The 25,822-nt window shown below is 69.2% G+C and carries 19 protein-coding genes; 12 read left to right on the forward strand and 7 right to left on the reverse strand.

Translation table 11 applies throughout. The features are described from left to right. Positions 1 to 16 precede the first annotated feature (16 nt). Together K0817_RS04940 and K0817_RS04945 are read right to left on the reverse strand one after the other, a co-directional pair. A complete protein-coding gene (locus tag K0817_RS04940) occupies positions 17 to 1,783 on the reverse strand; it encodes a sulfatase (RefSeq protein WP_219980295.1) in 1,767 nt (588 codons plus the stop codon). Between the two features lie 2 nt (positions 1,784 to 1,785). After that, positions 1,786 to 3,453 (reverse strand): sulfatase, encoded by a 1,668-nt coding sequence (locus tag K0817_RS04945; protein WP_219980296.1) that lies wholly within the window; start codon positions 3,451 to 3,453, stop codon positions 1,786 to 1,788. A 129-nt stretch (positions 3,454 to 3,582) separates the two neighbouring features. On the opposite strand from K0817_RS04945, the gene K0817_RS04950 reads away from it, so the two are divergent. From K0817_RS04950 to K0817_RS04985, 7 genes are all read left to right on the forward strand, one after another. Continuing rightward, entirely contained in the window at positions 3,583 to 5,127 is a 1,545-nt protein-coding gene (locus K0817_RS04950; protein WP_219980297.1) for an ABC transporter substrate-binding protein, read from the forward strand. 52 nt (positions 5,128 to 5,179) lie between these two features. Further along, complete coding sequence (locus K0817_RS04955; protein ID WP_219980298.1) at positions 5,180 to 6,118, forward strand: ABC transporter permease; 939 nt, start codon at positions 5,180 to 5,182, stop codon at positions 6,116 to 6,118. Further along, complete coding sequence (locus K0817_RS04960) at positions 6,115 to 7,884, forward strand: dipeptide/oligopeptide/nickel ABC transporter permease/ATP-binding protein (protein ID WP_219980299.1); 1,770 nt, start codon at positions 6,115 to 6,117, stop codon at positions 7,882 to 7,884. Before K0817_RS04955 ends, K0817_RS04960 begins: the two co-directional genes overlap by 4 nt. After that, positions 7,881 to 8,717 (forward strand): ABC transporter ATP-binding protein, encoded by an 837-nt coding sequence (locus K0817_RS04965; protein WP_219980300.1) that lies wholly within the window; start codon positions 7,881 to 7,883, stop codon positions 8,715 to 8,717. The genes K0817_RS04960 and K0817_RS04965 overlap by 4 nt, the downstream gene beginning before the upstream one ends. 7 nt (positions 8,718 to 8,724) lie before the next feature. Further along, entirely contained in the window at positions 8,725 to 11,181 is a 2,457-nt protein-coding gene (locus K0817_RS04970; protein ID WP_219980301.1) for a glycoside hydrolase family 3 N-terminal domain-containing protein, read from the forward strand. A 124-nt stretch (positions 11,182 to 11,305) separates the two neighbouring features. Next, positions 11,306 to 12,799: a sulfatase gene (locus tag K0817_RS04980; RefSeq protein ID WP_219980302.1), complete on the forward strand. Its 1,494-nt coding sequence runs from the start codon at positions 11,306 to 11,308 to the stop codon at positions 12,797 to 12,799. A 164-nt stretch (positions 12,800 to 12,963) separates the two neighbouring features. Then, positions 12,964 to 13,794, forward strand: a complete 831-nt coding sequence (locus tag K0817_RS04985; RefSeq protein ID WP_374209521.1) for a formylglycine-generating enzyme family protein — start codon at positions 12,964 to 12,966, stop codon at positions 13,792 to 13,794. Positions 13,795 to 13,865: 71 nt separating this feature from the next. Here the strand turns inward: K0817_RS04985 and K0817_RS04990 are convergent, their stop codons facing one another. After that, positions 13,866 to 15,206, reverse strand: coding sequence for an MFS transporter (locus K0817_RS04990; protein WP_219980303.1), 1,341 nt, complete (start codon positions 15,204 to 15,206; stop codon positions 13,866 to 13,868). 65 nt (positions 15,207 to 15,271) lie between these two features. After that, positions 15,272 to 15,733, reverse strand: a complete 462-nt coding sequence (locus K0817_RS04995) for a MarR family winged helix-turn-helix transcriptional regulator (RefSeq protein WP_219980304.1) — start codon at positions 15,731 to 15,733, stop codon at positions 15,272 to 15,274. A 101-nt stretch (positions 15,734 to 15,834) separates the two neighbouring features. Between K0817_RS04995 and K0817_RS05000 the strand changes: the two genes are divergently transcribed. The 4 genes from K0817_RS05000 to K0817_RS05015 all read left to right on the forward strand — a co-directional run bounded on the left by K0817_RS05000 (position 15,835) and on the right by K0817_RS05015 (position 20,008). Next, a complete protein-coding gene (locus K0817_RS05000; RefSeq protein WP_219980305.1) occupies positions 15,835 to 16,704 on the forward strand; it encodes an alpha/beta fold hydrolase in 870 nt (289 codons plus the stop codon). A gap of 207 nt (positions 16,705 to 16,911) precedes the next feature. Further along, positions 16,912 to 17,961, forward strand: a complete 1,050-nt coding sequence (locus tag K0817_RS05005; protein ID WP_219980306.1) for a biotin/lipoate A/B protein ligase family protein — start codon at positions 16,912 to 16,914, stop codon at positions 17,959 to 17,961. After that, positions 17,940 to 19,016: a site-specific DNA-methyltransferase gene (locus K0817_RS05010; RefSeq protein WP_374209522.1), complete on the forward strand. Its 1,077-nt coding sequence runs from the start codon at positions 17,940 to 17,942 to the stop codon at positions 19,014 to 19,016. The genes K0817_RS05005 and K0817_RS05010 overlap by 22 nt, the downstream gene beginning before the upstream one ends. 5 nt (positions 19,017 to 19,021) lie before the next feature. Then, entirely contained in the window at positions 19,022 to 20,008 is a 987-nt protein-coding gene (locus tag K0817_RS05015; RefSeq protein WP_219980307.1) for an LLM class F420-dependent oxidoreductase, read from the forward strand. Between the two features lie 17 nt (positions 20,009 to 20,025). Here the strand turns inward: K0817_RS05015 and K0817_RS05020 are convergent, their stop codons facing one another. Together K0817_RS05020 and K0817_RS05025 are read right to left on the reverse strand one after the other, a co-directional pair. Beyond that, positions 20,026 to 21,507, reverse strand: coding sequence for a carboxylesterase/lipase family protein (locus tag K0817_RS05020; RefSeq protein ID WP_219980308.1), 1,482 nt, complete (start codon positions 21,505 to 21,507; stop codon positions 20,026 to 20,028). Next, the gene (locus K0817_RS05025; RefSeq protein WP_219980309.1) at positions 21,504 to 22,232 is read right to left on the reverse strand and encodes a TetR/AcrR family transcriptional regulator; all 729 of its coding nucleotides are present in this window, start codon (positions 22,230 to 22,232) and stop codon (positions 21,504 to 21,506) included. Before K0817_RS05025 ends, K0817_RS05020 begins: the two co-directional genes overlap by 4 nt. Positions 22,233 to 22,292: 60 nt before the next feature. Here K0817_RS05025 and K0817_RS05030 point away from each other — a divergent pair, with 60 nt between their 5' ends. Continuing rightward, positions 22,293 to 24,575 (forward strand): glycoside hydrolase family 3 C-terminal domain-containing protein, encoded by a 2,283-nt coding sequence (locus K0817_RS05030; protein ID WP_219980310.1) that lies wholly within the window; start codon positions 22,293 to 22,295, stop codon positions 24,573 to 24,575. Positions 24,576 to 24,857: 282 nt separating this feature from the next. On the opposite strand, the gene K0817_RS05035 is transcribed toward K0817_RS05030, so the two are convergent. Continuing rightward, entirely contained in the window at positions 24,858 to 25,700 is an 843-nt protein-coding gene (locus K0817_RS05035) for an alpha/beta hydrolase (protein ID WP_219980311.1), read from the reverse strand. Positions 25,701 to 25,822 lie beyond the last annotated feature (122 nt).

Raw genomic sequence — 25,822 nt, forward strand, 5'->3', positions numbered from 1 at the left:
CCCGACGACATCCGTCTCAGCCCGAGGCGGACGCGCGACGCGCCACGACGTCGGCGAGGTCCGCGTCCAGCGCGCGGAGCGTCTCGGCGTCGATGGCCGCCCGTGCCGCCATCGACAGCAGGTCGACCCCCGGAGACAGGCCCACCATCTCGGTGTGGACGACGTCGGGGGCATGCCGGGCAATGATCTCGACGAAGTGCGCGTCCGTCAGCAGCTCGGCAAGCGGGCGGCTGAGCACCTCGCTCGCACGCAGCTCGTGGCGACGGGGAATCGGTTCGGCCGTGCGCAGGGCTCGCTCACGGTCGACGCCCGCGCGCAGATGCTCGACGCCCACATCTCCCTCCACCGGAAGGCCGAGTCGGGTGAACTGGCTCGCAGGGGCGTCGCTCCGGCGCATGAGGTCGACCAGGAGCTGCGCCATCCGCAGCTCCACCGCATCGTCGACGAGCGGGTCGGCCTGGCCCGGATCGACGGACAGATCGAAGAGCAAGGTTCCGTGCTGCCACGAGTTCAGCCACATCGCGCTGGGCGCCACCCGCATGGTGCGCAGGCCCTTGGTGAAGGTGAACGGCTCAGCCGGCTCCCATGACGCGAGCTCCGCCACCGAGAACCGCGCGCGCATATGCGTGGGCATGAGGGTGAACTCCTCGAGCGGGGCGTTGTCGGCCGAGGCCGCGGCACGCATGTAGACGTAGCGCCCGTCGGTGACGTTGACGTGTCCGCCGTGAATGCCGAACAGGGCTCCCGCGTGCTCTTCTGCGTCTGCGTGCAGGGGCAGGCCGGTCATATCGGCCGTGGCCGGGACGCCGAAGAAGTCGAGGAGCGTGGTCGGGATGTCGACCGTCTGAGCCAAGCGATCGTCGCGGATGCCGCGCCGCCCAGAGCGCGGATCCCACAGGTACATCGGCAGATGGACGAGCTCGTTGAACCACGGCTGCAGGGCCTTCGCCCACCAGCCGTGCTCACCGAGGAGGAATCCGTGATCGGTGTTGACGATCAGCATCGTGTCATTCCAGAGGTCGTGCTCGTCCATGGCATCCAGCACGCGACCCAGCGAGTGGTCGCACATGTCGAGCAGGGCCAGATACTCCCCGCGGGCGCGCGCGACGTCCTCGTCCGACTCCAGGACGCGACGGTAGGCCGGCCAGTCGAAGGATGCCTCTTCCTCGAGGCCGCGCGCCTGCCGGAATCGTTCCGCGGCGAAGAACGGCTCGTGCGGGTCGAACAGCTCGATCTGCAGCATCCACTCGTCCGCCGCGGCATTGGTCCGGATGAACTCGAGGCCGGCGTCGACCGTGCGCGTTTGGGAGTGCGTCTTCTCGGTCGACATGTGTGCACGGTTCACCCGGTCCTGTGAACGCATGCGCGCGAGGGGCGGTTGGCGGACGTCTGCAGCGCCCACGACGCCCTTCCAGGGGTCGCCCTCCTGGCCGCGGAAGAACTCCCAGGTGGAGTAGCGCGTGTGGTAGGTCGCGCCGCCGTCCTCCCAGTAGTGAAGATGATCCGAGACCAGATGGGTGTGAACTCCGTGCGCACCGAGCATCGACGGCACCGAGTCGTCGAACGGCTCGAGCGGGCCCCAGCTGCGGTGCAGGAAGTTGTGTCGCCCGGTGTGAAGTTCCCGCCGGGCGGGCATGCATGCCATCGAACCCGCATAGAAGTTGTCGAACGCGACCGCGTGCTCGGCGAGCCTTCGGAACGAGGGCAGAGACAGGACGTCGTCGACGAACGGCGGCACCATGTGGCGATTGAGGCTGTCGAACATCAGCATGACCGCGCGCATGCTCAACGCACCTCTGCGGCGGCTTCGGCGGGCCGCACCTCGCCGGTGTCCGTCGCCAGCACGATCTGAGGGCTCGGGGCATATCCGAGGCGCCACGCACCGAACCACACAGTGCTCGAAGGACGAGGTATGGGCGACGTGTAGAGGTTCCATCGGCGCCCGTCGGGCACAGGCGACCCGGTCTGGATTTCCAGCTCGTTCCGCTCGCCGACAGCGCCGGGAGGATCGGTGGTCCACGCGATGGACCCTCCCGGGGTCTCGCAGATCGCGACCACCACGTCCCCGTCGACGCGCACCTCGGGTGCGCCCGTGGGCCGCAGTCGCCCGCCGGGGCGCCAGCGCTCGAGGAGCTCGCGCTCGGGCAGCTGGCCGAGATCGCCATATTGCGACCGCCACGCCGCGAGGGCGTCCCGCAGTCTGCTCTTGACGTCGTCGTAGGCCGGGTCATCGGCCAGGTTGCGGGTCTCGTGGGGGTCGCTGCCCACGTCGTAGAGCTCTTCCGCCGGGCGGCCGGCGGCGACCACAGACCGCTGCAGGTCGGTCAGCACGCTCGGCGCTCGGCCGAGCGACAGCTCGAGGCCTTCTTCATGGACGAGCCTGCGCAAGTCCGCCCACGTGTCGAGGTGGTCGGGGTAATGGTTGTACTGCATGCCGGAGCGGTCCGGATGCAGGTTGAGCGTGTATCGGAAGCGGTCGTCTCGAATCGTACGGACGGCGTCCTCCTGGGCGTCCATGCGATCGCGGGCGCCGTACGCGTAGGGCGCGACCGGACGCGGCGTGCCGTCCGCGGTGAACAGGCTGCGGCCGTGCATGTGCTCCGGGATCGCGATGCCGGCGGCCTCGAGCATGGTGGGGGCGAGGTCGAGCAGCTGCACGACCTCGGCGCGGTTGTCGCCAGCGGCCAGCCGGCCCGGCCACCGCGCGATCAGGGGGACGCGAAGGCCTGCCTCGCTCGCCCAGCGCTTCGCGCGGGGGAAGCTCGCGCCGTGATCGCTCCAGAAGACGACGAGCGTGTTGTCGGCGAGGCCGTCCTCTTCCAGCTGGTCCAGGATGCCGCCCACCCACGCATCCATGGCGGTGATGAGGTCGACATACCGCGACCACGCCCACCGGAACGCCGGGGTGTCCGGGTGGTAGGGCGGAAGCGCCACGGATTCCGGATCGCACCGCTGGTCATCTGAGAGCCCCGCGGTCGCCGCGGAGTAGGCGTCGTCGCCGTAGACACGGGATTCGTGGGTGATGAGGCTGTGGAAGGCCGCGAAGAAGGGGGCGTCGCCGGGTCGGTCGCGCCAGTGCGCCGTCGCCGAGCAGTCATCGAACGCCGTCGGCGGGGTCTCGACCTGGAAGTCGGTGAACCAGTTGTTCGTCGTGTAGTAGCCGGCGGCGCGGAAGTACTCGCTGAGCAGGCGGACCTCGCTGGGCGGAGCCGCCTTGGTCCGCATGTGCATGGTGCCCGTGGAGATGGGGTAGCAGCCGGTCATGATCGCCGCGCGGGACGGAGCGCAGACAGGGGCTGCGGCGAACGCCTGATCGAAGCGGACACCCTCGGCGGCGAGCGCATCGAGACGGGGTGTCTTCGGCCGATCGGGCTGTGGCCACACATCGGCGTACGGACCGATGTGCTGATTGATGTCGTGCGTCGATATCCACACGATGTTCGTCGCAGTCACCGTCTCCTCCTCGAGCCGTTCGTTGGCGCTGTTGCCAAAACCACTGAACGGTATTTAGTATTACACGACGCCGCAGCACCGCGGCAGGGAACTTCAACCACAACGATGTCTTTGGAGGCAGCCATGCGAATGGCACGACTTACCGCACTGGTGGGCGGCACTGCCGCCGTCGCCCTGGCGCTCACGGCATGTGCCGGTAGTGGCACCACCCCCGACCCGGCCGACTCCGACGAGGCCGGCGCGACTGCCCCGCTGCTCGTCATCGGTGCGCTGCAGGAGCCCTCGAGCTGGGACCCCGCACAGGCGAACGAAGGACACCTCGCTCCGGTCTTCCAGTCCGTGTACGACACGCTCATCAAGCGCGAGCCCGACGGTGAGCTCAGCCCCATGCTCGCCACCGAGTGGACGACGGCGGACGACGGTCTCTCGCTCGAACTCGAACTGCGCACCGATGTCACGTTCACCGACGGAACACCTTTCGACGCCGAAGCCGTCAAGGCGAACATCGAGCACTTCAAGACCGCGAACGGACCCTTGCAGGGCAACCTCGCGAACGTGGTCGGCGCAGAGGTCGTCGACGAGGACACCGTGGTCCTCCGTCTGGATTCGCCCGATCCCGACCTTCCTTCCAACCTCGCGAATGCCGGCGGGTACATGGGCAGCCCGGCCGCCCTCGGCTCGCCCGACATCGCCGCGAACCCTGTGGGTACCGGCCCCTACATCCTCGACGCCGGCAGTTCGGTGGTCGGCTCGGCGTACAACCTGACCCGCAACGAGGACTATTGGGGCGACCCGCTGCCCTTCGACGCCGTCGAGTTCCGCATCCTCGCCGATGAGACCGCGCGCCTGAACGCGCTCACGTCCGGGCAGATCGACTTCGCTTCGCTCAACCGTGCGGCATCTGCGCTGCAGGCCGAGGCCGCTGGCCTGAACCAGCCCGACCCGTTCTCCGTCAACTGGGGCGGCATCCTCTTCTTCGATCGCGACGGTCAGCTCCAGCCCGAGCTCGCGGACGTCCGCGTCCGGGAGGCCCTCGCGATCGCCATCGACGCCGAGGCACTCGTCGACGTGGGTTGGGAGGGACTCGGCGAGCCGACCGCGCAGGTCTTCGGACCGGAGACCGAGGCGTACAGCGAGGAGCTCGACAGCGCCTACGCCTACGATCCCGAACGCGCGATGGACCTGCTGGCCGAAGCCGGGGCGGAGGATCTGGAGATCACCCTCCCGGTCAGTCCCGTATTCGAGCCGATCATCTATGACGCGGTCATCCAGAACTGGGAGGACATCGGCGTCACCGTGAACCGTCACCAATGGGGGCCGGGCGAAGCCGTCCCGTCGATGCAGCGCGGAGAGTTCCCGATCGCGTTCATGACCCTCGCGCAGCGGTCCGACTGGAACACCACGCAGTTCCTGCTGTCTCCGGATGCCCCGTGGAATCCGCTCGGCTCGACCGATCCCGAACTCGACGCCCTGATCGCCGCCTACCCCGCGGCCGACGAAGCCGGTCGCGCAGAGACCGCCCGCGAAATCAACGAGTGGGTCATCGACAACGTCTGGTTCGCTCCCGTCATGCGGCCCAACACGTTCAACTTCTACGGCGACAAGATCGAGATCGTGCCTCAGGTGCAGCAGGCCGTGCCATCGATCTACAACTTCACGCCGAGCGGACAGTGACGACGGTGGGGGCTCGCCCGGCGGGCCCCCACCCTTCACCTGAGGGTCAGCCATGCCATTTCTCCTGAAGCGCCTGTTGTCGGCGGTGTCGCTCGTCTTCGCGACGTCGTTGATCGTCTTCCTCCTCCTCTCTCCGGCATTCGACGACATCGCGCGCAATGTCTTGGGCGAGAACGCCAGCGCCGACCAAGTGGAGCAGCTCAATGCGCAGCTGGGCCTGGATCGCCCGGTGTTCGTTCAGTACTTCGACTGGCTCGCCGGTGCCTTCACCGGCGACCTGGGCCAGTCTCTTTTCACCACGCAGACGGTGTGGCAGGCGATCTCGGTCCGCATGCCCGTCACCGTGGCCCTGGTGGTACTGGTCACACTGCTGAGCGGCATCCTCGGCTTCGCCTTCGGCGTCGTCTCGGCCATCAAGCGCGGATGGGTCGACAGGACCGTGCAGTTCTTCACCACTCTCGCCGACGCTCTGCCGGCGTTCATCATCGCGCTGTTCCTGGTGACGGTGTTCGCCATCCAGCTGGGATGGCTTCCCGCGACGGGCTTCACCGACTTCGCGACCGACCCCGCCGCGTGGGCCCGCAGCCTTGTGCTGCCTGTCACGGCGCTGACCGTGGTCGCGATAGCGGGCATCGCGCAGCAGGTGCGCAGCTCCATGATCACCGCCCTCCGCCAGGACTATGTCCGGACCCTTCGCAGTCGAGGGATCCCCGAGACGCGGGTCGTGCTCGAACACGCCCTCCGCAACGCCTCGACGACCGGACTCACCGCGCTCGCCATCCAGGTGGTCGGCATCCTCGGGGGCGCAGTCGTGATCGAGCAGATCTTCGCGCTTCCGGGGCTGGGAAGTCTGGCCGTGGAGGCATCCGTGCGCGCCGACGTGCCGCTCGTCCTGGGAGCCGTCCTCGCGTACGTCGTCATCGTCGTCGTCGTCAACCTGCTGGTCGATCTCGCGGTCGCCTGGCTGAATCCCAAGGTGCGTCTCTCATGAGCAGCCAGACCACAACCCTTGTCGCTGCCGCAAAGACGGCCCGCAGCGGTGCCCTGCGCCGCTTCCTGCGCAATCCGCTCGGGTTGGCCGCAGCCGTCGTGCTGCTGCTGATCATCCTCGGTGCGCTGATCGTGCCGTTCCTGTCGCTGCCGGCGGCGGATGCCGTCGACCTGCGCAGCGCGATGCAGCCGCCCAGCGCGGAGCACGTCCTCGGCACCGACAGCTCGGGGCGCGATGTCCTCAGCCGATTGCTGTGGGGTGCCCAGGTCAGCCTCGCCGGCGCTGCACTCGCGCTCGTCGTGGCCCTCGTGGTGGGTCTTCCCGCGGGCCTCATTGCCGGGTACTACGGCGGGTGGTTCGACGCGGCGGCCAACTGGGTCAACAACCTCAATATGGCGCTTCCCGGTATCGTCATCCTCCTCGCGGTCCGAGCCGTGGCGGGCCCCTCGGTCTGGGTCTCGATGGCGGTCTTCGGCATCCTTCTGGCACCGGCGGTGTTTCGCATCGTCCGTGCGGCCGTTCAGGGCGTGCGCAATGAGCTGTATGTCGACGCCGCACGGGTCGCCGGCCTGAGCGATCGCCGGATCATCGGTCGCCACGTGCTCACGGTGGTGCGGGCTCCCGTCATCATCCAGTCCGCCCGGCTGGCGAGCATCGCCATCTCGGTGCAGGCGGGGTTGGAGTTCCTCGGGGTCACCGACAGCTCGATGCCTTCATGGGGTGGAATGCTGAATGAGGGCTTCCGTCGCATCTTCGTCGCGCCGTCGCTCATTCTGTGGCCGAGCCTCGCGATCGGCCTCACGACAATGGCCCTCATCCTGCTGGGCAACGCCATGCGCGACGCTCTCGAGGACCGCGGCTCGGACGACTCGTCCAAGGTGGGCACCACGGCGCCGGCAGCGACTGCGTCCCTCGCCGACCGCCCGATGTCGTCGCTGCTCTCGGTGCGAGACCTCGAGGTGAGCTACGGAGTCGGAGATGCGCAGAATCCCGTCGTCCATCACGTGTCGCTCGACATCGCGCCGGGTGAAGTGCTCGGCCTCGTGGGCGAGTCGGGATCCGGCAAGACGCAGACGGCATTCTCGGTGCTGGGCCTCCTTCCGGAGGGCGGATGGGTCTCTCGTGGTTCTATCCGCTTCCTCGACACGGAGGTCACGACGCTCGGCCCGGCTCAGCGCCGCAAGCTTCGCGGCAGTGATATCGCCTATGTGCCGCAGGAGCCATTGAGCAATCTCGACCCCAGCTTCCGGATCGGGCACCAGCTCACCGAGCCACTGCGCACCAGCCTGGGCATGTCGAAGCGGGACGCGAAGGCACGGGCGCTGGAGCTGCTCGCTCGCGTGGGAATCCCCGACCCGGAGGCCACGTTCCGCGCCTACCCGCACGAGATCTCCGGAGGCATGGCACAGCGAGTGCTCATCGCCGGCGCCGTCGCCGGAAGACCGAAGCTGCTCATCGCCGATGAGCCGACCACGGCGCTGGACGTCACCGTGCAGGCCGAGGTCCTCGACTTGCTGCGGGATCTGCAGCGCGAGACAGACATGGCCGTTCTCCTGGTGACGCACAACTTCGGCGTGGTCGCGGACATCTGCGATCGCGTCGCGGTGATGAAGCACGGCAGGATCGTCGAAACGGCTGATGTCGAGTCGATCCTCATGGCGCCGCAGGACCCGTATACCCGGACCCTGTTGGACTCCATGCTGGAGGAGGGACCGGTGCGGACATACTCGCCAGTGCCGGCCTCCGAGGGAAGGGACGCACGATGACCGCCTACGAACCGCTGCTGCGCGCAGACGATCTCGAGGTCGTGTACCGCAGTCGCGGGCGGAAGAGCTTCACGGCACTCGCGGGCGTGTCGTTCGACATTCGTCCGGGGGAGACGCTGGGACTCGTCGGTGAGTCCGGATCGGGCAAGACGACGATTGGTCGCGCGATCCTGGGACTTGTCCCGATCACATCGGGCACGATCTCGTTCGACGGTCGCGACATCACCCGCATTCCCGCCACCGAACGTCGCGGTCTCGCCCGCGACATCCAGGTGGTCTTCCAGGACCCCTACACCTCGCTGAACCCGTCGATGACGGTGGCCGACATCCTGGTCGAGCCGCTGCTGGTGCAGGGATGGACTCGCAGAGACGCGAGTGCGCGGATCCGCGACCTTCTGGACCGTGTGCACCTGCCGGCGGACGCGGATCGACGGCTGCCGTACGAGTTCTCTGGCGGCCAGCGCCAGCGGATCGCCATCGCGCGCGCCATCGCGCTCAGTCCGCGGCTCATCATCTGCGACGAGCCGGTGTCGGCCCTCGACCTGACCACGCAGGCGCGGGTCCTGGATCTCCTCATCGAGATCCAGGAGTCCACCGGTGTGGCGTATCTCTTCGTCTCGCACGACCTCGGCGTCATCCGTCATATCAGCCACCGCGTCACGGTGCTCTACCGCGGTGAGATCGTCGAGGAGGGCGAGGTCGACCAAGTCACCTCTCGCCCGGAGCATCCTTATACGCAGCGCCTCTTCATGTCCGCCCCGGTGGCGGATGTCGCACAGCAGCGCGAACGCCGCGAAGAACGCCGCCTCCTGGCGGCCAGCAGGGAGAACTGAGGAACACATGACGACGACCACGAGCACGACGGCCGCCGCCACCTCGCGCCACGAGGACGGAACACCATATCGCGACCTGAACGGCAACAGCGTGATGGACCCGTACGAGGATCCGCGCCTGCCCGTCGAGGACCGGGTGGAGGATCTGCTGTCCCGCCTGTCGCTGGCGGAGAAGGCGGGCCTGATGGTGCAGTCGGTGGTGAGCGTCACCGTAGACGGCGACATCGACGGTGAGCCCATCGCCGTCCGCGAGCTCAGCGCCCGCCAGCTGATCGAGGAACGGCACATCACCCACCTGAACGTGCACCGCATCCCCGACCCGCGCGCCATGGCGCGCTGGAATAACCAGGTGCAGCGCGTCGCCGAGGCCCAGCCCCACGGCATCCCGGTGACGATCTCGACCGATCCACGACACTCGTTCACCGAGAACTGGGGGGCGTCCTTCAATGCCGAGCACCTCTCGGCATGGCCCGAGCCGCTGGGCCTGGGTGCCCTGGGTGACGAGGCTACGGTGCGTGAGTTCGCCGGCATCGCCCGCCGCGAGTACGCGGCGCTCGGCATCCGCTCGGCGCTGCACCCGACCCTCGATGTCGCCACCGAGCCGCGTTGGGCGCGCCAGTACAGCACGTTCGGACAGGACGCTGAGAAGGTGGGCGCGCTCGGAGTCGCCTACGTCGACGGGTTCGAGGGCGGACCTTCTCTCGGCCCGCAGGGCATCTCGTGCATGGCGAAGCACTTCCCCGGCGGCGGACCGCAGCGCGACGGCGAGGACCCGCACTTCCACTACGGGAAGGAGCAGGACTACCTCGGGGGCATGTTCGAGTACCACCTCGAGCCGTTCCGCCGAGTGATCGAGCGGGGCGTCCCTGCGATCATGCCGTCGTACGGAATCCCCATCGGGCTCACCCTCGACGGCGAGCCGGTCGAGGAGGTCGGCTTCGGCTTCAACCGGCAGATCATCACGGGGCTGCTGCGCGAGCGCCTCGGCTACCAGGGTGTCATCTGCACCGACTGGGGCCTGGTGACAGAGTCCCGCATCGGCGGCAAAGTGCTCCCCCCACGCGCATGGGGCGCCGAACACCTCTCCGAGGTCGAGCGAGTGCACAAGATCATCGACGCTGGATGCGACCAGCTCGGTGGCGAGGAAGACCCGGGCTACATCGTCTCGCTCGTGGAGTCGGGCACGGTCGAAGAGGCGCGCATCGACGAGTCCGTACGGCGCCTGCTGCGCGTGAAGTTCGAGCTCGGCCTCTTCGAGAACCCGTATGTCGACGAGGACGCGGCCATCGAGATCGTCGGCCGGGACGATTTCCGCGCCGCCGGCCACGCCGCCCAGGCGCGCTCCATGGTCGTGCTGATCAACGGTCGCTCGTCGTCGGCGCCGGCGCTGCCCCTGCGCCGGGGCGCGAAGGTGTTCTCGTCCGAGGTCGCGCCGGAGGCTGTGAAGGCGGCCGGGCTCACCCTCGTCGCCGAACCCGCCGAGGCTGAGGCGATCATCGTCCGCATCGGCGCGCCGTTCGACCCTCGCGACGAGTTCGCGCTGGAAGCCAGCTTCCACGCCGGATCCCTCGAGTTCGCGCCGGAGGTCGCTGTCCGCGTTCGCGAACTGAGCGCGCACGCCCCGGTGATCCTCGCCGTGCATCTGGAGCGTCCCGCGATCCTCGAGCCGTTGCTGCCGCACAGCGCTGCCGTGGTCGCCGAGTTCGGGGCGTCCGACACCGCGCTGCTGGAGGTGCTGACGGGGGCAACGCGCGCTGAGGGGGCGCTCCCCTTCGACATCCCGCGCACCGCCGAGGCGATCCTCACCGCTCGGCCCGACGTACCCGGGGACTCGGTGCGGCCGCTGTTCCTGGCCGGTCAGCCCAGCGCGCCCGTGAAGCGCCGCGCGCCGCGCCGCACCTACTCGCAGGGACGTGAGAGCCAGGACCTGATCCTGGAGACGGCCCTCGAGGTCATCGGACGAAAGGGCTACAGCGCCACGTCGCTGCGCGACATCGCCGCCGAAGTCGGTATGACCCAGGCGGGCCTGCTGCACCACTTCGGCACCAAGGAGAACCTCTTGGTGGAGGTGCTCCGCCAGCGCGACATCGTGAATCGGCGCATCCTCGCCGAGCAACCCGGCGACGAGCCGACCACCATCCGGGTGGCACGACACAACGTGCACCTTCCGGCGCTCGTGCACCTCTACGTGAGCCTGGAAGCCGCCGCGTACGACCCCGAGCATCCCGCCCACGAGTTCTTCCGGCGGAGGGACACCGAGCTCCACGGGGTGATCGGACGCGACATCCGAGCCCGGCAACGCGCCGGCACCTTTCCCGCCGACGTGGACGCCGACCGCGTGGCGCGGGTCTTCCTCGCACTGTCGGACGGCCTGCAGGCAGAGTGGGGCATCAACCCGGATGTCGACCTCGTGGGCACCCTCGAGTGGGTGTGGCAGCAGCTGAGCCAGAGGAAGGCGCAGTGATGGAGACGATGGACGGTCGCATCGACACTGAGCTGCCCCGCCCCCTCGACCGCCTGGCGGGTCCGCGTTACACGACGCTCGGCACCGTCGCCGAGCTGCCGCCGGTACTAGGAGGGTGACCGAGATGCCCCGTACGAACATCGTCTTCGTCATGTCGGACGACCACGCCGCCCACGCCATATCTGCGTACGGCAGCCGGGTGAACTCCACGCCGCACCTGGACAGGATCGCCCAGCAGGGCGTGCGGATGGACGCGGTCTTCTGCACGAACTCGATTTGCAGCCCTTCCCGTGCATCCATCCTCACCGGGACCTACTCGCACATCAACGGCGTGTCCTCGATCTGGACCGAACTGGACTACCGCGTGCCGACGTTCGCGGAGGTACTCCAGCGGGCCGGCTATCGCACGGCGATGTTCGGCAAATGGCACCTCGGTGAGCACGGCCAGTCGCTTCCGCGTGGCTTCGACACCTGGAAGATCTTCCCCGGGCAGGGCGACTACCTCGACCCGGACATGGTCGACCCGGAGGGCACACGCACGATGCGCGGCTATGCGACCGACATCGTGACCGATCTGTCTCTGGAATGGCTGGACGGCCTCGGCGCCGACGAACCCTTCTGCATGCTGGTGCACCACAAGGCTCCCCACCGCCCCTGGGTGCCGGACGAGAAGCACAAGCACCTCTACGCCGACGGCTCCATCCCCGAACCCGACACCTTCTTCGACGACAACGAGAGTCGCAGCAAAGCCGTCCGAGGCATCCGCATGACGATCGCCGACGACATGGGCGCCGACGATCTGAAGCAGGAGATCCCCGAGCACCTGCGCGGTCCACAGAACCGCGAGGCGCGCATGCGGTGGAAGTACCAGATCTACATGCGTGACTATTTGCAGTGCGTTCAGTCGATCGACGACAACGTCGGAAGGCTCCTGGACCGACTGCAGGAGAAGGGCCTCGCCGAGAACACGCTGGTGGTGTACACCTCCGACCAGGGGTTCTTCCTGGGCGACCACGGGTGGTTCGACAAACGGCTGATGTTCGACCAGTCGCTGCAGATGCCGATGCTGATCAAGTGGCCGGCGGCGATCCCGGCCGGCAGCCGATGCGATGCCATCATCACGAACGTGGACTTCGCCGCGACGTTCCTCGACGCCTGCGGGATCGAGGCCGCGACGGAGCTGCCCACCTCGCAGGGCCGGAGCTTCCTGCCGCTGCTGCGCGGTGAGCAGGTCGAGGAGTGGCCGGACGCCGCGTACTACCGGTACTGGGAGCACGACGATCCGATCCACGCCGCCCCCGCGCACTACGGCATCCGCACCGCCGATCACAAGCTCATCCACTATTACGGAGCCGGCCTGGGCGTGCCGGGTGCGTCCGACCGGGTCTTCGAGCCGGAGTGGGAGCTGTACGACCTGAAGGCCGACCCCGCGGAGATGCGCAACGTCGCCGACGACCCGGCATATGCGGACGTGCGGGCCGATCTGGAGGACAAGCTCGAGCAGTACCAGCGCCGCTACCGGGACGAGCCCTACCAGGGCCCTGACACGCCTCGTCCGGACTGGGGTCCGTACGATCAAGAGACGCTCGAGCGGGTGCGGCGCATCTTCGCGCGCTGACGCTGAGAAGTGACGGGATGATGCGGGACGATCCGGGAGGATGCGGGCCGTCGTGCGCGTGCGGGGCGCCGGGGAGGGTCGAACTCCTGGCATGGGGACGTCCGACCACGCCCCTGGCCGATGCGCCTGCGGGAACCGGCCGCCACGCGGTCGAACAGGCCCTGGTGCCGGCGGGCGAATTCACGATGGGCGACTCGTCGGGTGATCGCAATCCGGGCGATGGAGAGCTGCCGCTGCACCGGGTGGCCCTGGAGGCGTTCGAAATCGACGCGACGACCGTCACCAACGACGACTTCGCCCGATTCGTCGACGACACCGGATACCGCACCGAGGCGGAGGTGTTCGGGTTCAGCGCGGTCTTTCATCTCGCGGTGTCGGCGCCTGCCGGGGACGTGATGGGCGCGGCGGCGGGATCCCCGTGGTGGCTCGGCGTCCGCGGGGCCGACTGGGCGCACCCGGGCGGCCGCAGCTCGACGCTCGACGGGATCGGCGACCACCCCGTGGTCCACATCAGCTGGACTGACGCGCAGGCCTATTGCGCGTGGGCGGGCAGACGGCTGCCGACCGAGGCGGAGTGGGAGTATGCGGCTCGCGGCGGCCTCGACGGCAGGAAGTACCCGTGGGGTGACGAAGAGGTCGACGAGGGGGGCTGGCGCGCCAACATCTGGCAGGGCGAATTCCCGCGCGTCAACACGCGGGAGGACGGCTACCTCACGACGGCACCCGTGAGAGCGTTCGACCGCAACGGGTACGGGCTGTGGCAGCCCGTCGGCAACGTCTGGGAGTGGTGCGCGGACTGGTTCTCGCCGCGCACCTATACCGAGGAGCTCGCGATCGATCCCCGCGGTCCGGCTCCAAGCGGTGCGCGCGTGCTCCGGGGAGGCAGCTATCTCTGCCACATCTCCTACTGCAACCGATACCGCAACGCCGCCCGCTCGCAGAACACCCCGGATTCGTCGATGGGCAATGCGGGATTCCGGACGGTCGCCGCATGAGCCGCGACCGCCGGGGCGGCGCTGATGCGGCCGGGGTCCCCACGTCGCGCGAGACCGGACCCGCGGCCGCGTCAGCTTGCGCGGCGGTCGACCTGGTCCCGATCCGACGGCACGCGGATCGGCGTGGTCTGGGCGATCTGGTCTGAGAACTCTTCGGGGGGCACCACCGTCAGCGGTCGTGTCTCGTCGATCGTCAACCGGAACCGTCGCTGCTCGTGGCGATGCAGGCGTCCCGAGACGATCAGCCAGGTCGCTCCGATCGCGAACGCCACAACGGCCGCGACCGCGCCGAGGAGGATCGCCGAGCGGGGACCCCATTCGTCGGCCACCCAGCCCACGATCGGGGCGCCGATGGGTGTCCCGCCCATGAGGATGGCCATGTACAGCGCGAGCACGCGCCCGCGCAGCGCCGGGTCGGTCGTCGTCTGCACATAGCCGTTGGCGGTCGTGAGCATCGTCACGACCGCGAAGCCGGTGAACATGAGCGTCGCGGCATACGACCAGTACGTGGGCATGAAGGCCGACACCGCGGCGGCCGCGGCGAACAGCAGCGTCCCACCGATCACGACCCGGATCCGCGCCCGGTCGCGGCGAGCTGCGAGCAGTGCACCTGCGAGCGATCCGACGGCGAGGATGGAGCTGAGCAGACCGTAGCCGTCGGCCTCCTGACCGAACTCGATCGCCATGGTGGACGCGAAGATCGGGAAGTTCATGCCGAATGCGCCGACGAGGAAGACCATCGCGAAAGTGACGATGAGGTCGGGCCGGCGAGCGACGTAGCGGAAGCCGTCGGCGAGGCGCGAGGCGCCGGGCGCGTGGGCCCGGGGGACGAGCTCGTCGGTGCGGATGAGCCACAGCGCGATGATCATCGCGAAGAACGTCACACCGTTGACGAGGAACACCCAGCCGGTGCCGACGGCGACGATGACGACCCCGGCGAGCGCCGGCCCGATCATGCGCGCGCCGTTGAACGACGCGGCGTTGAGGGCTACGGCGTTGGAGGCGACCTCGCGCGCCACGAGATCCGAGACGAACGCCTGGCGCGCCGGATTGTCGAATGCCGCGACGATGCCCAGCGCCAGAGCGAACGTGTACATCAGCGGCAGCGTCATCACGCCGACGAGAAGCAGGATGCCGATGGCGACGCCGATCAGCAGCAGCAGTCCCTGCGTAACGACGAGGAGGCGCCGCCGTTCGAAGCGGTCGGCGACCCAGCCGGTGACGCCCACGAGAAGCAGCGGTGGAGCGAACTGCAGCGCCATCGTGATGCCCATCGCGGCGGCGTCGTTGTCGGTCAGCTCGGTCAGCACGACCCAGCTGAGCGCGGTCGCCTGCATCCACGCGCCGATGTTCGACACCAGTGCGCCGATGAACCAGACGCGGTAGTTGAAGACCGAGAAAGAGCGGAACATGGCTGGGGCCCCACGACCGGAGGCTCCGCGCGACGCGCCAGCGGCGCGTGGAGGGGACGAGGGGGTCATCGCGCGGCCATCCGTTCCATGATCTCGGCGGCACGGGCGAGCACGGCACGCTCGTCGATCGACAACTCGGCCAGCGCCGCCTCCACCCACGCGTCGCGGCGGCGCGCGGTCTCATCGACAACCCCGCGCCCGGACTCGGTCAGCGAGATGACGACCTTCCGTCCGTCGCTCTCGTCGGCGGTCCGGGTGATGTAGCCCGACTCCTGCAGGCAGTTCACCGTTCGGTTCATCGACGGCGCGGAGACCCGCTCGCGGTCCGCGAGCTCGCCGAGCGTGTGCGGACCATGCACGAAGAGGGCGGCGAGGACGGCGAACTGGCCGTCGCTCATCGAGTCCACCGCGCGCTGCGTGCGCAGACGCCGCGCGAGCCGGAACGTCGCGATGCGCAGCTGCGCGGCGGCAGGCGAGAAGTCGGCGTGGTCGGCGGTGGGGGTGCTGGTGGAATCGTGGCTGGTCATGCGGTTGTTTAGCCTAGCTCATTAGTCTTGCTAAACAAAGTCTCGGATGCTTCCTCCACAGGTCCCGCGACCGTCGCGCCATGCGGCCTAGACTTCTGCGCATGCCCGACAACACCGATGTGCGGTCCTACACGGATGCCCAGGGCGTATCGATCGTCTACGAGGTCCACCGGGCGGAGGGCGAGCCTCGCGCCGTCGTGCAGCTGTTGCACGGTGTCGGCGAGCACGCCGGCAGGTACGGCGCCCTCGTGAGTGCCCTCACGACGGCCGGTTTCACCGTGTACGCCGACGACCATCGCGGCCACGGTCGCACCGGAATGGGTCAGTATGGCGGTGACGCGTCACGACTCGGCCGCCTCGGCCCAGGAGGGCTTCCCGCCACGATCGCCGCCATCTGGCAGCTGACGCAGGAGATCCGTGCCGAGAACCCTGCCCTTTCGCTGGTGCTGCTCGGGCACTCGTGGGGATCGTTCATGGCGCAGATGCTCGTCAACGACCACCCCGACGGCTACGACGCTCTCGTGCTGAGCGGGTCGGCACTCCGGTGGCCCGGCACGCTCAACTCGGGCGACCTCAACGCGCCGTGGAAAGCCCCGGGCGCCATGGGCACGGAATGGCTGTCATCGGATCTCGCGGTCGGGCAGGCATTCATCGACGATCCCCTGACGACGACCGAACCGCTGCTGAAGCTGTTCGGCCCCCTCGACTCGGCGCGGATCATGGGTCGTCCGCGCAGGAACCTCGGCCGCGACATCCCCACGCTTCTCATGGTCGGACGCGACGACACCGTAGGCGGTCCCCGCAGCGTGCACAAGCTCGCCGACGCCTACCGCACGCGGTCGGGCTTCACCGATGTCACAACGCTCGTCTACCCCGGTGCCCGCCACGAGATCTTCAACGAGGTCATGCAGCAGGACGTGCGCGACGACCTGCTCGCGTGGCTCGACCGCCGCTTCCCCGCCCGCGACTGAGCCCATCCGGTCCCCTCCCCGCGACCCTTCCCCGCGTCCCCTCCCCGCGTCCCTCTCACCCCCCCCCGTTCGTTCGCCACATATGTACGCGAAACGGCGGCCTGGGCGTACATATGTGGCGAACGAACATCACAGGGGGTGTGAGGGATGGGGCGGAGGGCGAGGGGAGGGAGGGCGAGGGGAGGGAGGCGGCAATAGGCTGAACGCATGCACGGCGAATACAAGGTTCCGGGCGGCAAGCTCGTGGTGGTCGACCTCGAGGAGCGCGACGGCCGCATCGCCGACTTCCGTCTCGCGGGCGACTTCTTTCTCGAGCCCGACGACGCCCTCGCCGACATCGATGCCGCCGTCAATGGCCTGCCGATCGAGTCCGATGTCACCGCGATCGCTGCCGCGGTGCGCGGGGCGCTCCCCGAGGGGGCGCAGCTGCTGGGGTTCACTCCGGAGGCCGTGGGCACCGCGGTGCGCCGCGCGCTGGTGACCGCGCCCGGGTGGCGGGACTTCGACTGGGAGATCGTCCACGAACGCCCGGTCTCACCCCGGATGAACCTCGCGCTCGACGAAGTGCTCACCGCGCGCGTCGGCGACGGCCGGCGCCGGCCGACGCTGCGCGTGTGGGAGTGGAACGAGAACGCGGTCGTGATCGGGTCGTTCCAGTCCCTGCGCAACGAGGTCGATCCCGAGGGCGCGGTCAAGCACGGCTTCGACGTCGTGCGGCGCATCTCGGGCGGCGGCGCCATGCTCATGGGGGCGAACTCGATCGTGACGTACTCGCTGTACGTGCCGGCATCCCTCGTCCAGGGGCTGACCTTCGCCGATTCGTACGCGTTCCTCGACGACTGGGTGCTGCAGGCGCTGCGCGCCCTCGGCATCGAGGCCACCTACCAGCCACTGAACGACATCGCCTCGCCGCAGGGCAAGATCGGCGGCGCGGCGCAGAAGCGACTCGCCAACGGCGGAGTGCTGCACCATGCGACCCTCAGCTACGACATGGACGGGCAGATGCTGACCGAAGTGCTGCGCATCGGCCGCGAGAAGCTCAGCGACAAGGGCACCACGTCGGCGGCCAAGCGCGTCGACCCGCTGCGGCGTCAGACGGGACTGCCGCGCGAGGCGATCATCGAGAAGCTGAAAGACACGTTCGCCAGCCTCTACGGCGCCGTGCCCGGCCACATCACCGACGACGAGTACGCCGAGGCCGAAGCCCTGGTCGAGTCGAAGTTCGCCACGGACGCGTGGCTGCGACGGGTGCCGTGACCGATGCCCCGGCGCCGGACCCCGAGCCGGGAGCCGAGCCGGATGCCGGATCCGTCGAGGTCTACGAGGGCGACAATCTCGAAGTGCTCCGCGCCTTCCCCGACGCGTCGTTCACCCTGATCTACCTCGACCCGCCCTTCAACACCGGGCGCTCGCAGGAGCGGGCCGTCGAGACCGCGCGGTCGCGGCATCCGTCTCCCGATTCCAGTGCCGCTGCGTTCACAACTCCGGAAGAACGCGACGCGGTCGAGCGAACATCCGCGGAATTCCGCGCAACGGCAACCGCCGATGCCGCAGATCGCCGGAGTTACGACCGGGCGAGCGCCGCGACGAAGCCGGCGTCCGTCGTGCGCCGGGGGTTCCACGGGCGCGAGTACGAGCGCATCCGCGGCGACCTGCGCGCGTACGACGACCGGTTCGACGATTACTGGGGCTTCCTCGAGCCGCGGCTGCTCGAGGCGTGGCGGCTGCTGGCCGACGACGGCACGCTCTACGTGCACCTCGACTATCGCGAGGCGCACTACGCCAAAGTGCTGCTCGACGCGCTCGTCGGGCGTGAGCGGTTCCTCAACGAGCTGATCTGGGCGTACGACTACGGGGCGAAGACCCGCAAGCGGTGGCCGACCAAGCACGACACGATCCTCGTGTACGTGAAGAACCCGAAGACGTACTGGTTCGACTCGGACGCCGTCGACCGCGAGCCCTACATGGCTCCGGGGCTGGTCACACCCGAGAAGGCCGAGCGCGGCAAGCTGCCCACCGACGTGTGGTGGCACACGATCGTGCCGACGACGGGCCGCGAGAAGACCGGGTATCCGACCCAGAAGCCCGAAGGCATCCTCCGGCGCATCGTCCAGGCGTCCAGCCGCCCCGGCGACCGGGTGCTCGACGCGTTCGCCGGCAGCGGCACCACCGGCGCCGTCGCCTCGGCGCTCGGCCGTCACGCCGTCCTGGTCGACCACAACCCCGAGGCGATCGCCGTGATGCGGGAACGGATGCCGCACGCCCGCGTCGTCGAGACACCCACTCGCCCGACGCCCGGGCAAATAGGCTGAGGGCCATGCGCTTCGGAACCTTCATTCCCCAAGGCTGGCGATTCGATCTCGTCGGCATCGAGCCCACCGAGCACTGGTCGGTGATGAACGGCCTCGCCCAGCGGGCGGACGCAGGGCCCTGGGAGTCGCTGTGGGTCTACGACCACTTCCACACGACGCCGGTGCACAGCGACGAGGCGACGCACGAGGCGTGGACGCTGATGGCCGCGTTCGCGGCGTCGACGAGCCGCATCCGTCTCGGCCAGATGTGCACCTGCATGGGCTATCGCAACCCCGCCTATCTCGCGAAGGTCGCCGCGACCGTCGACGCGGTGTCGGGCGGACGCACCGAGATGGGCATCGGCGGCGGCTGGTACGAGCACGAGTGGAAGGCGTATGGCTACGGGTTCCCGCCGGTGCGGGACCGGCTCCGGATGCTGCGCGAAGGCGTCGACATCATGAACCAGGCGTGGACCACCGGGCGTGCCACCCTCGACGGAGAGTACTACAAGGTCGACGGCGCGATCGTGCGGCCGCTGCCCATCCAGGACGGCGGCATCCCGATGTGGATCGCCGGCGGTGGCGAGAAGGTCACGCTGAAGATCGCGGCGCAGTACGCCGCGTACACGAACTTCACCGGCTCTCTCGAACAGGTCGATCACAAGAGCGAGGTGCTGCGCGGGCACTGCGACGCGATCGGGCGCGACTTCGCGTCGATCACGCGCTCGTCGAACGTCAACACGATCGTCGGTGAGACCGAGGCCGAGGCGCGCGACCGCCTGGCTGCGGTCAAGGCCCGGCTGCTCCCGCACGTGGGGCAGGAGCGGGCCGACGTGATCGAGAACGAATTCCTCGCCTCGCCTGGGTTCGGTGCCGTCGACAGGGTCGCCGAGAACCTCGCCGAGCGCGAGCGCCACGGCATCACGTATGCGATCCACTACTTCCCCGAGGCGGCGTACGACCTGTCGGGCATCGAGCTGTTCGAGCGAAGGGTCATCGCCGCGCTGTCGTGACGGCGGCGCGCCCGCGATCAGACCAGCGCGCGCACCGAGGCGTAGCCGTCGGCGATGACGTCGGGGCGGGATGCCTCGCCCCCGAAGACGCGGGTGATTCCCGGCACGCGCGACCACGGCATCCACCCCGGGTCGTCGCCGCGGACGAAGGCGGCAGCGGCGCCGTGCACCGCCTCGGCGAGGCGCCGCGGCGGATCCGCACCGGCGATGCCGGCGACGTGCGGATCGTCGAGGCAGTCGAACCAGAACGGCACGTCGAGGCAGTGCAGCGCCCAGCCTCGGGCCGGTGACGGCCACGAGAAGCGGTACACCCACGTCGGGGCATCCGCTCGCGCGTCCGCCACCTTCACCACCGTCGCGCGGAACACCACGTCGGTGACATAGCGTCCCAGCAGCGCCGCCGTGCCTCTGCGTCGCTGGGCGGCGTTGCCGGCAAGGTAGGTGCGAGCGCGCTCACGCGGCACCCCGAGCTGTCCGAGCGCGAGGCTTGCGGGAACGAGGCCCAGCGCCCGCTTGACGTGGTCGGTCAGCATGGTGAACTCGTCGTCGACCGACCCGAGCACGAGCGGCTTGCTCGCACCGACGCCGCTGCACAGCGACGAGATCGTGGGTTGCGTGATCAGGTCGCCGTCGATCTCGGGCCCCCACGACAGTCCGTCAGCCAGCAGCGACCGCACCTCGGCCAGACGACCCGAGGAATCCGCGACGGCCGCCTTCCCCTGCAGGGCGTGCAACGTCGCCTCGGTGGCAGCGGCGAAGCCCGCGCGGGTCGGCGCGACCCCGGCGAGGTGGGCGAGCTTCGCCGACAGCGTGCGGGCCCGCTCGGCAGGCACGTCGGCGATCGCGCCCGACAGCGCCCAGGCCGAGTGGAACAGATGCTGGGCCGCGGGTATCCCGAGCAGCGTGAGCACCGCGCCGCCGCCCGCGGACTGTCCCGCGATGGTCACGCGCCCGGGGTCTCCGCCGAACGCGGCGATGTTGTCGCGCACCCATTCCAGCGCGGCGATCCAATCGCGCACTGCGCGGTTCGACGGGGCGCCAGCGATATGCCCGAACCCGTCGAAGCCCAGCCGGTACGACACCGACACCGTCACGACGCCGTCGCGGTTGAACGCTCGGCCGTCGTACCACGGGCTCGCCGGCGACCCCGAGACGAAACCGCCCCCGTGGATCCACACCAGCACGGGCAGCGCGGCATCGTGACCCCCTGGCGCGGGCGTGAAGACATTGACGTTGAGCGTGGCCTCACCCGGGACCGACGGCTCGGGAATGAGGGTGTCGCCCGGGTCGCCGCGCTGCGCGGTCGCGCCGTACTCGAGTGCGTCTCGGACGCCCTTCCAGGGTTCCGGCGGAACCGGTGCGCCGAACCGGAGGTCGCCGACGGGCGCCTGCGCGAACGGGATGCCGAGGAAGGCCGCCGAGCCGCCGGCGCCGGGCTCGCCGCGCCAGAAGCCCCGGACGCGGCCGGGGGAGATCGCCACGACCGGGCCCACGGTCACGCTCTCTCCTCCGTGTCGGTCGTCGCGGGCGCGGTGCCTGCCGCCGGAGCCGCCTCGTCCGTGTCTGCCGGAGCCACCGCCAGCGCATCGAAGAGCGCCCCGACGGTGGCCGCCATGTCGACCTCGGGCTCGAGCATCCACTGCAGCTGCATGCCGTCCGCGACGGCCTGGAAGATCCGGGCGAGGGTCTGGGCGTCCACCCGGTCGGTGATCTGGCCGGCGCGCTGCTGGGCCTCGATCGCCGACGCGAAGAGGGTGCGCAGCCCCTCGCCGCGCGCCAGGAAGAACGCGTGGGCGGGATGCCCCGGATCGGCCGCATCGACCGATAGCCGGGCGAACAGGTGCACGAGGCCGGGCACGTCGGCGTTGTGCTCGATGATGCCGACGTAGCCTGCCCGCAGGTCCGGCAGCTCTCCCTCAGTGGCATCCGCGACGGCGCCGGCGCTCTCTCCGAGGCCGTTCCCACCGCGTCCGTCCCCGAGGCCGTGGCCGATGACATCGAGCTCGTCGCGCTTGCGGAGGATCTCGGTGAAGAGCTCCTCCTTGCTGTCGAAGTAGTGGAGCAGTCCGGCCTGGCTGAGGCCCACGGCATCCGCCAGTTCCTTCACGGATGCTCTGCGAAAGCCCTCGCGAGCGATGACGCCGAGGGCGGTCTGCAGGATCTCTTCGCGCTTGGCGACGCCCTTCGCGTACGAGCCGCGCCGCCCCGCCCGGGTGTCTGCCATAGGAGAAGTAAACCCGAACAATGCTTGATAACTGAAAACCAAATAACGTAAGGTTTTGCCATGACCGATCTGGACGCGTCCCGGCTCACCGCTGAGCTCACCCTCGAAGAGAAGGCGTCACTGACCAGCGGCGCGAGCTTCTGGTACGCCAAGCCGGTGCCGCGCGTAGGCGTACCCGCGGTCATGATGACCGATGGACCCCACGGCCTGCGCAAACAGCGCGAGGGCGGCGACCACCTCGGCCTCGGTGACAGCGTGCCGGCGACGTGCTTCCCGCCCGCGGTCGGGCTGGGCTCGTCGTGGGACGTCGATCTGCTGCGCCGCGTCGGCGACGCGCTGGGCGTCGAGGCCTCGATCGAGAACGTCGCGGTGCTGCTCGGCCCCGGCATCAACATCAAGCGCTCGCCGCTGTGCGGCCGCAACTTCGAGTATCTGTCCGAGGATCCCATCGTCTCGGGCGTGCTCGGTGCCGCCATCGTCCACGGCATGCAGGCGCGGGGCGTCGGCGCGTCGCTGAAGCATTTCGCCGCCAACAACCAGGAGAACGACCGCATGCGGTCAAGCTCCGACATCGACCCCCGCCCACTGCGCGAGATGTACCTGCGTGGGTTCCAGCGTGTCGTCGAGGACGCCCAGCCCTGGACCGTCATGTGCTCGTACAACCGCATCAACGGCGTGTACGCCTCGGAGGATCCGTGGCTGCTCACCCGGGTGCTGCGCGACGAATGGGGCTTCGAGGGTCTCGTGGTGTCGGACTGGGGAGCGGTCAATGAGCGCGTCCCGGGCGTGAAGGCGGGCATGGACCTCGAGATGCCCTCGTCCAACGGCGTCACCGACGCGCAGATCGTCGCGGCGGTGAACGACGGCACACTCGACGAGTCGGTTCTGGATGCCGCGGCCCGGCGCGTTCTCGACCTCGTGAGCAAGGCGACCGAAGGCGCCGGAGCGGTGTCCGGGCCGCTCGACGTCGACGCGCATCACGCGCTCGCGAGGGAAGCCGCCGCGCGCTCGATCGTGCTGCTGAAGAACGACGGGGGCGTGCTGCCGCTGGCGAAGGACGCCGCGCTGGCGGTCATCGGGGAGTTCGCCGAGAAGCCGCGCTACCAGGGCGCCGGCTCGTCGATGATCAACCCGACGCGGCTCGATTCCGCACTGGAGGGCATCCGGGCGGCCTCGGGCGGTGAGGTCTCGTACGCGCGTGGCTTCAGCAATGCCCTCGATGTCACAGCCGACGAGACGGCGGCGCTGCGCGACGAGGCCGTCGCCGCGGCATCCGGTGCCGACGTCGCCGTGGTGTTCCTCGGGCTTCCGGCACGGCTCGAGTCCGAGGGGTACGACCGCGACGACATCGACCTGCCCGCCGCGCAGCTCGACCTGCTCGATGCCGTGCTGGCAGCCAACCCGAACACGGTGGTCGTGCTGTCGAACGGCGGTGTCGTCGCCCTGCCCTTCCGCGGCCGCGTGCCGGCGATCCTCGAGGGATGGCTGCTCGGCCAGGCGGGCGGCGGGGCGACCGCCGATGTGCTCTTCGGCGATGTGAATCCCTCGGGGAAGTTGACCGAGACCATCCCGCTGCGGCTGGAGGACACGCCCGCGTACCTCGACTTTCCGGGGGAGTTCTCGCACGTGCGCTACGGCGAGGGCCTGTTCGTCGGCTACCGCTGGTACGACGCGCGTCGCATGGAGGTGGCGTTCCCGTTCGGGCACGGCCTGTCGTACACGACGTTCGCCTACGGGGATGCCGAGGGCGCCGTGAACGCGGACGGCGACATCGAGGTGCGGGTCGAGGTGACCAACACCGGCGACCGCGCCGGCCGTGAGGTCGTGCAGGCGTACACGTCGCTTCCCGGCGGCGCCGTGCAGCGCCCGGTGCGCGAACTCAAGGCCTTCGCATCGATCGAGCTCCAGCCAGGTGAGACCCGGCCGGTGACGCTCGTCGTGCGTCGAGCGGACCTCGCCTACTGGGACATCCGCGTCGACGGCTGGGTGGTCGAGGGCGGCGAGTACATGGTGGATGTCGCCGCCTCGAGCCGTGACATCCGTTCCACGGTCGCAGTCGCCATCACGGGCGATGACGTCGTGTTGCCGTTGTCGCCCACGTCGTCGATCGGCGAGGCCATGGCCCACCCGGTCGTCGGCCCGATGGTGCAGGCCGCGATCGCGCAGATGATGAGCGGCATGGAGGGCGTCGAGGCGATCATGCCCGAAGGGGTGGACGCCTCGAAGATGATGGAGTCGTTCCCGATCGGCCGTGCCGGAATGTTCACCGCGGGCGAGGGCGGCGTCTCGTCGGAGATGATCGACGGCCTCATCGCGCTGGCCAACGCTCCCCGGCAGGCCTGACACCTCCGCACCCTCCGCCCCGCCGCCCGCGTCGCTCCCGGCCCTCTCTCGCCCCGCCCCGGCCCCTCGCCCCGCCCCCTCGCCCCGCCCCCTCGCCCGCCCGCTCGCCCCCGTCGAATACGTGCGTTCTCGCCGAAACCGCACGCTACCGACCTCGAGGACCTACGTTCTCGGCGAGAACGTACGTCCTCGACGGGTAAGAGCGGGGGAGAGAGGGGAGACGGGAGAGGGGGGAGGGGAGAGAGGGCGGGAGGGGAGAGAGGGCGGGAGGGGAGAGGGGGATCAGGCGCGCAGGAACGCCAGCAGCGCCTCGTTGACCTCGGCTCCGTGGGTCCACAGCAGTCCGTGCGGCGCTCCTTCGAGCTCGACGTATGTCGCGTCGGGCAGCAGCTCTCGGAAGGGGCGGCCGGTCGCATCGATCGGCAGGATGTTGTCGGCCGTTCCGTGGAGGATGAGCGCGGGCACATCGATCGACGGGATGTCGCCGCGGAAGTCCGTCGGCCACGCCAGCGGAGCGGCCGCGATGGCCGTGTTGCCCATGAGGTTCGCGACCTGCACGCTCGCGTCCACCGCCTCCTGTGAGATCCGCGAGCCGAGGTTGTCGTCGAGGTTGTAGAAATCGCGGAAGAATCCGGCGATGAAGGCGTAGCGGTCCTCGCGCACCGTCTGCGCGATGCCGTCGAAGAACTCCTGGGGGCCGGCGCCGCCCGGGTTGTCTTCGGTCGTCAGCAGGAACGGCTCGAGCGAGCCGAGGAACGCCGCCTTCGCGACGCGCGCGCTGCCGTAGCGCGAGAGATACCGTGCGATCTCGCCCGTGCCCATCGAGAATCCCACGAGGACGACATCGCGCAGGTCCAGGTCTTCGATCAGGGCGTGCAGGTCGGCCGCGAACGTGTCGTAGTCGTAGCCCGATCCGGCCTTCGTCGACGCGCCGAACCCGCGGCGGTCGTACGCGATCACCCGGAAGCCCGCATCCAGCAGCGCGCCCTGCTGCTTCGTCCAGGACTCGCCGTTCAGCGGGAACCCGTGGATCAGCACCACGGGCTGTGCGTCGGCCGGCCCCTGGTCGGTGTAGTAGAGGTCGATGTCGACCGAGTTCTCTGTTCCGACGGTGATGTACGCCACGATGGCTCCTTTCGGCCGGCAGACGAGTGGTCCGGCCCTGCTACGACGCTAGGCCCCGGCATCCGTCATCGCCAGGTCTTCCGCACCGGCGAGTCGAGCGTTCAAACCCCGTTCACGTGCCC

The organism is Microbacterium sp. HD4P20, assembly GCF_019449275.2.
Taxonomy (GTDB): domain Bacteria; phylum Actinomycetota; class Actinomycetes; order Actinomycetales; family Microbacteriaceae; genus Microbacterium.